Origin of the sequence: Enterococcus sp. H57, from assembly GCF_003112495.1 — a bacterium.
In the GTDB taxonomy this organism is placed as follows: Bacteria; Bacillota; Bacilli; order Lactobacillales; family Enterococcaceae; genus Enterococcus_B; species Enterococcus_B faecium.
In genome coordinates, this window is the sequence record NZ_BEHC01000010.1 from 24,759 (window position 1) to 36,432 (window position 11,674).

An 11,674-nucleotide genomic window follows, 5' to 3' on the forward strand; every position below is an offset into this window, starting at 1 on the left:
ATTAAAAAGGGGATGTGACACTGTCACACTCCCTTTTTAATTTATTCTATTTCTTTATATTTATTTTGTATTCCGTTACAAACTCGCGTACTTGGTTAGGTTCCAGAGTGACATCTCCAAAACTTTCAAGTCGCTCCGCTCCTGGCAGTTCTTGAGTCTCAAATGTGATACCGCCATGATTTACTAATTTATTCCCGCGCATTTCCGGTCCATCTTCTCCAAAATTTGCTGTAAAAATCACGATTCCTGAAGCATCTGTTTTTACTTGGATCGATACTTTTTCATCTGGGCTTGTCAATTCCGCAGCATTTAGTAAACCAGATTGTTTTTTCAACAAAAATGGATGATCGATACCGCCCACTATCATTGATTGGCGAAAATCACTGGCAAAGACCTCACCTAATTTTTTAGGACGTTGGAAGTCAAATGCTGTGCCACTTACTGAAACTACTTCTCCTGTAGGCGTTGTATCTTTATTGAGCGTAGCAAATAATCGGCTATTCAACCAAAGTATATGTTCGTCGATTGACTGTGCTGGATCACCGGTTAAATTGAAATAGACATGATTTGTAGGATTGAATACTGTTTTGCGGTCACTGATCCCTTGGACCGTCACTCGCCATGTATCATCGTTCGTCAGCGTATACCGTACTTCTACATCTAAAGTTCCAGGAAATCCGTTTTCCATGTCTGGGCTAGTCTGATAGAAAATGACCGATGCTTCGTTTTCACCATTGATGACTGTATAATGCCACTGCTTGGCTTCAAAGCTAGGTGCACCACCATGTAAACAATGACCAGTGTCCGGGTCTGTTTTTACTTCGAACGTTTCATCATCTAATTTGAATGTGCCATTCGTAATCCGTCCAGCCATACGTCCGATTGAAGCACCGATATAAGGGTCTTTTTCTAGATATTCTTTTGCTTCATCAAAACCTAAGATCAACTCTCGTTTTTCATTATCGATTATTGTTTGAAAATGAACAACCCGTGCCCCAAGATCACTGACAGACAAAGATGTCCCATTTTGATTCGTGATCGTAATCAAGTGATAGTTTTCGCCAAAATTTTGTTCATTGATTTCCATGTTCCTTGCACCCTCTTTTCTTTCATTTGCACTGATTCCAGTATACATGGAAACCGTTTTCTTAACAGCTTATTCCGTGAGTAACGAGAAAAAATTTACTATATTCTAATAAAAGACCGTGAAAAAAAGGTTGTGACAAAAATATTGTCACAACCTCTTTTTCCGAACAAACGGTGTTCAAAAGCTTGCATCCGCGGTAATAAGCCCAACCAAACGAAAAATATGAGGAGCTATTTTTGCTTGGCTGTTCTTATTACTTGATGCAGGACAGCTTTTTCACAATCTCTTTTTCAATACGATTCCAGTATATAACCATGTCGTCAGTACATAGTAGATGAAATACAATACGAAGAAGATCGTAAACGGAACCCAAATATCTTTGTATGGATTTTGCATGAATAGACCAAACATTTGTAATCCGAATAAGACATGGACTACACCTAAGATTCCTGGTGCTAAGAATAACACGCCTACTTCTCTACGGATCGATTGTTTAAGCAACCCGCGTCGTGTTCCTATCTTTTCAAGCATTTCATAACGAGCAATGTCACTCTTGCTTCCTGACAAGATCTTGAACATCAAACAGCTAGCAAGCATGGTCAAGAAAGCTAAACCTAGGAAGAATCCCATAAATTCAAAACCAGAGAATAGACCATTATACACTTCATACATTTCATATTTCTGGTTGCTGTACTCTACTTTTTGCAAAGATGGATTGTTCATTTTATTTTGAGCAACAAGTGTTTCGATTGGTTTCAGGTTTGCTTGGAAGTCTTTTACCTGAACTAGCTGTAAAGTGGATTGTGGCAAGTTCAGTTGATCAAATTCTGATTGACTGACTACCTTGATTTCTTTTTCTTGCTGTTCCGGCAATTCATAGCTTCGAAGTTCCTCTTGTACAGTCAGTTCATTCATTTTTTCAGCAGGAACTTTTTCTTTCGTGATCTTCGGCGGTGTTCCATCTTCATGTTTTATCATGATCAATGGTTGAGCCGCAAATTCACTTGCATTATAGTAAATCGTTCCCGCATCTTCTTTTTGAGTATAAGAAGCAGAAAGTGTTGGTGAAAGTTCTTTGATTTTTTGCTGATCTTCTGCCCGAGGATTATTCATCACTAGATCATATCCAGAATTGTTTTCTGTCAAGTCTGCAATTTCATTTTTAAAACCTAATCCTACCGTCAAAGCGCCCAGTGCCAAGGCAAACAGCATAGCGACCATTGAGAGCATTTGTGTATATTCACGAATACGAAAGTTTAACTGTGACAATGTGAAATTGTTCAATTTTTTCAATGAAATCTGTTCTGATTTCTTTAGTAATGATAAAAAGAAAATGATCACAGAATGGAAAATGAAATAAGTTCCTAATACGATCGTAACTAAGGCTACTCCTATACCAAAGACTTGATAGGTCCCCACGTGTTTCATCATATAGTAACCGCAGCCTAGAAAAGCAATTCCCAGTACTACTTCAAGGAAAAACAAGAATTTATGCTGCTTGATTCTTGTTGGTGTCTGATCCGCACGAATCAATGCTAATATCGGTTTTTTGACAATCGAAAAAGCATTGACAACAGCAGCTAATAAAAACAAAACAGCAAAAAACAAAACAGTGATCAACAACCCGTGAATACTAAAAGGTGTAAAATGCGAAATATTGAGATCTAACTGATCCACTAATAATCGGTGGACGATACTTGTCAATCCTACACCGACAGCTGAACCCACTAAAGTAGCTGCGATCCCTACTAAGAATGTTTCAGAAAAAATCATCTGTGCGATTTTTCTGCCTTTTGCTCCTAGCATCATAAACATTGCATAGTCTTTTTGCCGCATCGTCATCAAAAAGGAATTTGCATATAAAATATAAACGAATGTGATGATCCCTAGTAAAACAGAACCGAATCGGAAAATGATAACTGTAGCCGCAACGATCGTATTACTTTTCAAAAAAGCTTCGTTGCTTGCCATTGATTCAAACATGTAAAAAATAGCAGATGCCATAACTAATCCTGAGAATAACACCAAGTAGTCTCTTAAACGGCTCTTGATCCCAGTAAGTGATAATTTCCAAAGCATAGTCAATCTCCCCCTACTGTTCCAAGTTTCCAAGAATAGATAGTATTTCTCGATAGAAGGAATCACGGCTTTGATCTCCACGTTTCACTTCTTGATGGATACCGCCATCCTTGATGAATAAAATACGTTGGCAATAACTTGCAGAAAACGGATCATGCGTCACAAGAAGAATCGATACATGATCTTTTGTATTCAATTCATCCATCGTATCTAAAAGATCCCGGGCACTTTTGGAATCCAGCGCACCTGTAGGCTCATCCCCTAATAGAATCGTTGGTTGTGTGATCAATGCACGTGCGGCGGCGACCCGTTGTTTTTGTCCACCGGAAATCTCAGAAGGATAGCTTTCCAAAATATGAGAGATGGATAAACGTTCTGCAATTTTTTGGACACGTTGCTTGATTTCTTTTGGTCTGACGCCTTGTAAAGAAAGAGGAACAGCGATATTTTCTTGTGCTGTCAAGCTTTCTAATAAATTGAAATCTTGGAAAATAAAGCCAATCTCATTCGCACGAAAATCTGCTAGTTGATTTCCTTTTAATGTGGTCACATCTTTTTGATTGATTCGGATATGCCCATCTGTTGGTTTATCTAATGTGGATAAAATATTCAAAAGTGTCGATTTACCAGAACCAGAAGCGCCCATGATCCCAATAAATTCGCCTTTTTCTACATCGAAGCTGATGCCGCTTAATGCTTGCGTCTTTTTCTCATTGTTTTTTCCGTATACTTTTGTTACATTCTGTACTTCGACTATTTTGTTCATTTCTTTCCCTACCCTTTAATTAGTTTTTCCAGTGCTGTTTTCGGCACGTCTTTTTTTTCGACTTCTTCATACGAAGTGACACCTTTATTTTTGTTCCAGGTGATTTTTAAATATGCTCCTTTACGAAGCGGTCGAGTCAATTGTCCCTTGAAGTCCAGTTCTTTTTCCTTACCCTCTTTCGTATAGCCAGGCAGGATATATCTATAGTTGACTGTTTCTTGTCCAGAGTCTAACTTTGAAACTGTTTTTGTACCATCTGTCGTAATTTGTACATAGTATTCTTCTCCACCCATAACTACGTAATCTGCGATTTTCACCCCTGCAAGTACCACAACGATGAAAACAAGTAGACCGATCAGAAGTTTTTTCACTTTTTCCCCTTCTCTCTTACTTTGTATACTGATTATAGAAAAAAGCGAACAATTCTGCCTTCGAATCAACTATCATTCTTCTTTCAATTTTGTCATTTTCTTTAAAACAACTAAAAAAAGAGTTCAAGACAATAATCCGTCCTAAACTCCTTCTTCCTATCTTACAAAAAGTATGTCACTTACGGTCTTTCATGTCGCCTGTATTGATAACAGGTTGCGTTCCCTTGTCTGTAATGATTGAGACAAGTAAATTATTGATCAATTGGACTTTCCGATCATCGGTGAAATTGATTTCTTGTCCATCTTCGATTTGCTCTAAGGCCATTTGAGTGATTGTGACAGCTCCTTCAACAATGGTTTGTCGAGCAGACAAAATGGCTTTTGCTTGTTGACGTTGGAGCATGGCACTAGCGATTTCTGTTGCATAGGCTAAATGGTTCAAGCGTGTTTCGATTACTTCGACACCTGCTACTGCTAAACGCTCTTGCAGCTCTTTTTGCAACTCGTCAGACACTGCCGTCGTGTTTCCTCGAAGCGTCAAATCATTCTCATTGAATGTATCATACGGGTATTGGCTAGCGATATGCCGAATGGCTGTCTCACTTTGGATTTCTACAAAATCTTGATAATACGCTACATCGAATAATGCCTTTGCTGTATCAACGACTTTAAAGACTACTACTGCTGAGATTTCGATGGGGTTTCCATCCAAATCATTGACTTTTAAAACAGAACTATTGAAATTCCGAACTTTCAACGAAACAGTCATTTTTTGTGCCAAAGGTATCGTAAGGAAAAAGCCATTTTCTCGAATCGTACCTAAATATTGTCCAAAAAACAAAATTACTTTTGCTTGATTAGGACTGACTACAGTTGCCGAACTTAACAACAATAACGTGATCAACCAAAGAAAAATACTTAAAAAAAGTGCCCAAACTTTCGCTTGCCACATGCCTAAATAGAAGAAAAACAATCCAACTAAAGCTAATACGACCAATCCGACAATCCCTGCATAGCCATTGATATAAAATGCTCTTTTTTCTCTCATGCTACTTCCTGCGCTCCTTTATCCTTCAATAAATATCTAATGTTACTTTTTTAATTTTTTTTTCGAATACGCGCCATTACACCTTCTAGTTCTAACTCTTTGTCTTCAGTGATGTACCAACCGCTTGCCTGTGTCCCTCCGGCTGCCTGCGGTAAATAATCCAATTTTGTTCGAACCCAGTGCTTTTCTTCTGTAAAATAGTCTTCTACCAAGATCTCTAGATCCATCCCTGCTGAAAGAGGCAAATCTTCCCGAACAGATTTAAAGATAAATCGTTCCTTCTTCCCATCATACTTCAATATTCCTGTATCGATAATCGGTAAAGAATAATAATCCAGCTCTTTCTTCACCGTCAATAAATGTTTGAAAACTTCATGGTATACTTGCTCTAATTGACGACCTTCTGAATTGTTCGGGTAATTAACCATCACTTTTTCTTTGTCTGGATCATAGAAGGTTTGGCTTAGTTGAGTGATATAAGTATGTAATCTTTCCATTTCTGTCTTTAACTTTTCTCTTTGACCTTCTTCTACCTTCATATACTCTTTCACCCTGTTTTCTTTTTAGATATTTTCTTTCTTATTTTACTATAGTTATGTGCGTTAAGCGATGAAAAACAGCAAAGATTGGAAGGATCTTTGCTGTTTTTTCTTAAAATATCCAGTTGAGTACAGGATCAATCTGTTTCATTGTCCTCTTGATCCGTCGTAATATTGATCGATGTGTCTTTAGCAGTGATCTTTAGCTTTTTCTGTCCTTGTTCTAACAAAGTATTTGTTATTGGCTGGTAGTCTTTTTCAATATAAGATTCACCAGACGTTTGGATAGTATAGCCACTGTTTTCCATCTCATGCAAAGATAAATTACCACCGTTTAGGATGACTTTTCCTTCTTTGCTGATCAAACTGTCTTCTAGATGGAAGTTGCTGTTTTCACCTGTGACGATCAAGTTATCCACATTGGCCTCATCTAGTCGAAGTGAGCCTAATTCATCTTTCGCAGTTATTGTTCCTCCTGTAAATTCATTGAACGATACCCAGCCATCATGTGTCTTAGTATTCACTTTTTTGATTGATACTTCGTTGATATCAATTGCACTATTATTCCCTTCGATTGTCAATTCAGATAATTCATGATCTGCAGGGACAACAATAGTGATTTGTGCACTTGTGTCTTCTAAACTAATGATTGCACCTGTTGATTTTTTGACTGCATTCACAGTCAACACGCCATTTTTCTCCTTTATTTCTGGCTTTTCTGTCTTATCATAAGTCGTTTTTATCTCAAAATCCAATCCGCGTATGACCGAAACTGTTTGATTTTCTGCATGGATGACGATTTTGTTTGCATCCTTGATTTTTTTTGTCTCAGTAACCATATCGATCAACCGAGGACCATTATCCCAAGTCAGACTTTTTTGAGCGCCTAATGTATAAGTTGCACCTGCTAGGAGGCCACCAGTAAGCATCAGACCAATACCGGTAATCAAAAAATGTTTCAATCTCAATTTATGTGTCCTCCTTCAAACGCCCGCTGAATGCAGTTCTCTTTTTGTAATAAAACGTCGTCCCATCCATTTAACAAAGTTCATCATGACATAAAAAAGCCCTTTTGTTCCTTTCAGCAACAGTGGCGAAATAAATACTGCGCTTCCTGTGGCGAACAGACCGACACCGATAAAGAATAATCCACTCAGAATCGATTGTCCAAACACACTTATTCCTGATATGATCATGAATAGGCCAACACCTAAGATACTGATACATAAAACATAGATACTAAAAATGAGCGCTAGTAAAGCAACCAATAGTCCCCCAATAACCAATATAAACCCCAGTGCTAGTGGAATGAGGACAGGAGAAGCAAATAAACCGATAATGATTAACCAAATCAGGCGAATTTGTCTTTTTGGATTTTTCACTAACTCGTTTTCTGCTTGTTCTTCTTCTGAAAAGTAACTGATTTTTAATTTTAAGGCAAACTGCTTTGGTGTACCATATTCATCAATGATCTGATCTAATGTTTTTCCAGAATCTAAAAAATATTCCTCATAATACTGGATCAAATCAAAACGATCGTCTTCAGGAATTTCTTGAAGATGATCCACAACTTCATTCAAATATTCATTCATTTGTGCTCTCCTCCAATAACCGGTCTAAAGAATCTCGAAAAACAATCCATTCATCAATAATTTCTTCTAAATGACGACTTCCCATTGGTGTCAACGAGTAATATCGACGGTTTCTGCCTTCAAAAGGTTCATCATAGGTCTCAAGATATCCTTCTTTTTTCAATCTTCTCAAAACCGGATATAGTGTAGATTCACTGACAGAGAGACTTTCTTGTACGATTTTTGTTAAGGCATACCCATACATATCTTCCTTGCTTAATGCTGCTAGCACAGTACCATCAAGAAGAACAGTTGGAATCTGGATGTGCATTACGTCACCTTCTATTCTCAAGTGTAATATTTTATTTCAATCTATATTATACAACATATAATATAGTTTCAAAATCAGTTTGTCAAATACAAAAAAACTGACTAAAAGATTTGATCCTTTTTAGTCAGCAAAAAAATGGCTTCTCTTTGATTTTTATTATAACAGTGGCATAATCCAATTTGTCCACATCCAGCTCAGTGGCATGATAACGATCATTGCAGGTATCATGTCAGCTACTGGGAACATTTTCACGTTGATCATTCTAAAACCGGTAGCGACCATCAAGAATCCGCCGCAAGCTTTAAAATCTAAGATCATGTCTGGTGTAGTCAATGGATAAATAAATTTTGCCAATAAGAACAAAATATAAAAAATAATGAATTGGGGAATTGCTATCACAGAAACGACATACCCTAAATTACACGCAAAAATAGCTGCTGTGAAAAAATCAAGGACAGATTTAGAAATCAAAATCGTACTGTCTCCTGTCATCCCAGAATCTAAACTTCCATAGATCCCCGTACCACTTGCACAAAATAGAACAATGACCGTCACTAATGTACTGATAAATTCATCGTGGGTCATACCAAGCTTTTCACTAGGGAAGATTTTAGAAATAGGTACTTGCATCAGCGCAGCCCCCTTATTTATCCCATTACCTAAATGAACAATCAGACCAATCGCTGTTCCTATCACTAAAGCAAAAATAACAGCCGGCATATTTTTCATCGGCGCAATGGAATAGATTCCCATCCCCATCGAACACACACCAAAAACCATCGTCAGCTGTGCTTTAAAATGTTCACTTAATTTATTTCCTACTAATCCGCCAATTAGTCCGCCAAGCAAAACGGAACCTACATTGATCAAAACTCCAGTTGGCATCAAAAAACTCCTCTCTTTTTCTACGAAGCGAAAAAAATCAGAAAAATTTCTGTAATTATTGCTTTCGCTGCAAGAAAGATTGTACCAGACAGAGTAGGTTACACCAATTCATTTTTTGTGTTAAAGTATTCTTTATTGGAATAAGTAGGAGGAATATGATGGATATCCATAAATTTGAAGTTTTTCTTGATTTAGCCGAAACAATGAATTTCACCAAAACTGCTGAACGACAATTCACCACCCAAGGAAACATTTCTAAACAGATTCTTTCGTTAGAAACAGAACTAGACGTCAAATTATTCGAACGTGCCCATAGAAAAATCGAGTTGACCGAAGCTGGAAGCTTGTTGCTCCCTTATGTAAAAAATGTCGTAGAACAATACCATGCCATGCAAGAAGTGCTTGAAACCTATACGCAAGAAAACAATCTTTCATTAAATATCTTAACGATACCAACCATGATCAATTACCAAGGCTTTTCCAAAATTACCGAATTTTTGAAACGCCATCCTGAATTTACGGTCCAGTTGAAAGAAGTGGAAAGTATCGAACTGACTTATGACGATACAAATGAACATAGTGATACGATCCACTTTGCCAGAAGCTTTCAGGCCCCACCAAGTTCGATTGAGTGGTTGCCTACTGAAACAGACGATTTTGTAGCAGTTCTACCTAAAAATCATCCTTTAGCTAGTAAAAAGAAATTGGATCTAAGCGAACTGAAAAAGGAGAATTTTTTGGTTCTTGGCCCTACTACGAACTTGTATCAACCTGTGCTGGACTTGTGTCGCGAAGCTGGATTTGAACCGAGAATCTCTTATAAAGGATCAAGGATCGACTTGATCATCAATATGATTGCAAATGACATGGGGATTGCTATTGTTATGGAAAAAACAGTCAAAAATCTGTTAAAAGAAAATACTGTGATCCTCCCCATCTCTCCAACAAAAGAAAGTTATCTCGCATTTACGCGTAAAATCGGTGAACATTCTTTGGCTTCAGACACATTTTGGGAGTATTTGAGACAAGAAGAGAACTAAGCCCTTCATTTTCTATCTATCCATCAAAAAAGAGAGCGACTCATGACTTTCGCTCTCTTTCTTGCATCATGTCCTTGTTTCAATAACACCTCTAACATTTCTCGTAGTTCAATAGGAAAGCAGCGATTTTTATGCCAAAAGAACCGTAAGAACATTTCCCTAATCACAAAAAAACGACTAAAAACCCCTAAAAACCTTCAATAGAATTTTTAGGGGTTTTATTCTTTTTCCTATTGTTTACTTAACCGTATCATTGCTGTCGTTCCTACTCCTTCGATACTACTATAATCAATACGTCCATCATGCAGTTCTAGAATTTTTTTAACCAGTGAAAGTCCTAGCCCATTCCCAGAAATTTGACGACTTGTATCTCCTTGATAAATTTTTCAAACATTCGATCTCTGGTCTCTTCATTCATTCCTACACCTGAATCGGTCACTTCCAGTACAATCTCTGTGGCTGTCTCAAATAGTTTGATATGAATCTGTCCATTGATTTGATTGTACTTTATGGCGTTATCCATGATATTCAACCACACTTGGTACAAAAACTCTTCATTACCTGTGTAATTTACTGCAGCAAGTTCGATATCCAATTCTAGCTGTTCTTTCTCCCATTTAGGCTGCAAAAAAACGATTACTTCTCGAATTTGTTCATCTAATCGGTACTCTTTCTTTTCCAGTTGGATACGCTGGTTTTCCAGTTTGTTCAATTTTAAGATGTTCTCTGTTAATTGTGAAAGCTGCGTGATACTTTCGATAATCCGATATAAAAATATTTGGCGTTCTTCGTCAGAGAGATTTGGGGCTTGTAACAATTGTACATATCCTTGGATCGTTGCTAATGGTGTTTTGAATTCATGGGATACACTGGACACAAAATCATTCCTCAATGTTTCGATACTATTGAGTTCTTGGACCATAACATTGAAATCTTTATACAGTTGCTGTACTTCTGCTACTTTCTGCTGTTCATCCATTCGAATCGAAAAATCTCCCGTTGCTACCAGACTCATATTTGTCCCTAGCGCACTGATTGGATGCAGGATACGCCGCCCAACAAAAATCGATATTCCTGTACCCACGACCATACTGAACCCCGCAAAGACGAATAACGGGTATAACGTTGGTTTTCCAGCCGATTCAGCAGGCGAGATAGAATGTCGAGACAATAAGAAAATAAAACCAAGAAAACACAGCAGTGTTACTAAGATCGAAATAAATACGATACTAGCAAAATAGATCCATAATTGTGAAAATAGCTTCTTTTTCATCTTTAAATAACCGCCTTATAGCCTAGTCCCCGTACTGTGATGATTTGAAAATCTTCTGTCTTTTCAAAACGGGTCCTTAAACGTTTGATATGTACATCGATCGTTCGTTCTTCTGTATTCGTGTCTAATCCCCAAATATCGTCCATCAACTGCTGGCGAGTGAAAATCTTGTTTGGATAAGACAGTAATTTATACAGAAGCAGAAATTCTTTTTGAGGCAGAATAAAAGAATGCTGATTTTGTACCACAGTATAAGTATCCAGCTCTAATTTTGTTTGCCCAATCGTCAAGATACTGCTGTAATTGATTTTTGAACGTCGAAGCAATGCTTCCACACGCAGGATCATTTCATTGACATCGATGGGTTTTGTCATATAATCATCTGCACCTAATTTGAACCCACGTTTCTTGTCCTCGAAATCAGCCTTTGCTGTAATCATCAGAACTGGCATGTCGAATCTGGCGTTACGTAATGATCCTACCAAGTCATAGCCATCCATTTCAGGCATCATGACATCTGTAATGATCAATTCTATATGTGTCGCTTCTAGTTTTTTCAGCGCATCCTCTCCATTCAGTGCGGTGATGACTGAAAAGCCCGCTCGTTCCAACACAGAACGGTAAAGCAACTGTAATTGCGGATCATCTTCTACTACTAAAATACGATTCATTGATCTCCCTCTG

The 11,674-nt window shown here is 37.7% G+C and carries 12 protein-coding genes and 1 pseudogene; 1 reads left to right on the top strand and 12 read right to left on the bottom strand.

The genetic code is table 11. From position 1 onward, the window contains the following. Positions 1–46: 46 nt before the first annotated feature. The 10 genes from DIZ30_RS03200 to DIZ30_RS03245 all read right to left on the bottom strand — a co-directional run bounded on the left by DIZ30_RS03200 (position 47) and on the right by DIZ30_RS03245 (position 8,677). On the bottom strand, positions 47–1,087 hold the full coding sequence (locus DIZ30_RS03200; RefSeq protein WP_002286298.1) for an aldose epimerase family protein: 1,041 nt from the start codon (positions 1,085–1,087) through the stop codon (positions 47–49). Positions 1,088–1,363: 276 nt separating this feature from the next. Continuing rightward, positions 1,364–3,166, bottom strand: coding sequence for an FtsX-like permease family protein (locus DIZ30_RS03205; RefSeq protein WP_002298705.1), 1,803 nt, complete (start codon positions 3,164–3,166; stop codon positions 1,364–1,366). 13 nt (positions 3,167–3,179) lie between these two features. After that, positions 3,180–3,932 (bottom strand): ABC transporter ATP-binding protein, encoded by a 753-nt coding sequence (locus tag DIZ30_RS03210; RefSeq protein WP_002286304.1) that lies wholly within the window; start codon positions 3,930–3,932, stop codon positions 3,180–3,182. An 8-nt stretch (positions 3,933–3,940) separates the two neighbouring features. Continuing rightward, positions 3,941–4,303: a YxeA family protein gene (locus DIZ30_RS03215; RefSeq protein WP_002298706.1), complete on the bottom strand. Its 363-nt coding sequence runs from the start codon at positions 4,301–4,303 to the stop codon at positions 3,941–3,943. A gap of 175 nt (positions 4,304–4,478) precedes the next feature. After that, positions 4,479–5,351 carry an SPFH domain-containing protein gene (locus DIZ30_RS03220; protein ID WP_002286307.1) on the bottom strand — a complete coding sequence of 291 codons (873 nt, stop codon included), beginning with the start codon at positions 5,349–5,351 and terminating at the stop codon, positions 4,479–4,481. A gap of 50 nt (positions 5,352–5,401) precedes the next feature. Then, positions 5,402–5,890 (bottom strand): DUF5348 domain-containing protein, encoded by a 489-nt coding sequence (locus DIZ30_RS03225; protein ID WP_002297406.1) that lies wholly within the window; start codon positions 5,888–5,890, stop codon positions 5,402–5,404. Between the two features lie 137 nt (positions 5,891–6,027). Beyond that, on the bottom strand, positions 6,028–6,819 hold the full coding sequence (locus DIZ30_RS03230; protein WP_002322196.1) for a DUF4097 family beta strand repeat-containing protein: 792 nt from the start codon (positions 6,817–6,819) through the stop codon (positions 6,028–6,030). 54 nt (positions 6,820–6,873) lie between these two features. Further along, the gene (locus DIZ30_RS03235) at positions 6,874–7,482 is read right to left on the bottom strand and encodes a DUF1700 domain-containing protein (RefSeq protein ID WP_002297408.1); all 609 of its coding nucleotides are present in this window, start codon (positions 7,480–7,482) and stop codon (positions 6,874–6,876) included. Beyond that, complete coding sequence (locus DIZ30_RS03240) at positions 7,475–7,792, bottom strand: PadR family transcriptional regulator (protein WP_002286315.1); 318 nt, start codon at positions 7,790–7,792, stop codon at positions 7,475–7,477. Before DIZ30_RS03240 ends, DIZ30_RS03235 begins: the two co-directional genes overlap by 8 nt. A gap of 156 nt (positions 7,793–7,948) precedes the next feature. Beyond that, positions 7,949–8,677, bottom strand: a complete 729-nt coding sequence (locus DIZ30_RS03245; protein ID WP_002294613.1) for a DUF554 domain-containing protein — start codon at positions 8,675–8,677, stop codon at positions 7,949–7,951. Positions 8,678–8,835: 158 nt separating this feature from the next. Here DIZ30_RS03245 and DIZ30_RS03250 point away from each other — a divergent pair, with 158 nt between their 5' ends. After that, positions 8,836–9,717, top strand: a complete 882-nt coding sequence (locus tag DIZ30_RS03250; RefSeq protein ID WP_002297410.1) for a LysR family transcriptional regulator — start codon at positions 8,836–8,838, stop codon at positions 9,715–9,717. Between the two features lie 230 nt (positions 9,718–9,947). Here DIZ30_RS03250 and DIZ30_RS03255 read toward each other — a convergent pair. After that, a pseudogene (locus DIZ30_RS03255) lies at positions 9,948–10,990 on the bottom strand (ATP-binding protein). A 2-nt stretch (positions 10,991–10,992) separates the two neighbouring features. Then, complete coding sequence (locus tag DIZ30_RS03260; protein ID WP_002297412.1) at positions 10,993–11,661, bottom strand: response regulator transcription factor; 669 nt, start codon at positions 11,659–11,661, stop codon at positions 10,993–10,995. Positions 11,662–11,674 lie beyond the last annotated feature (13 nt).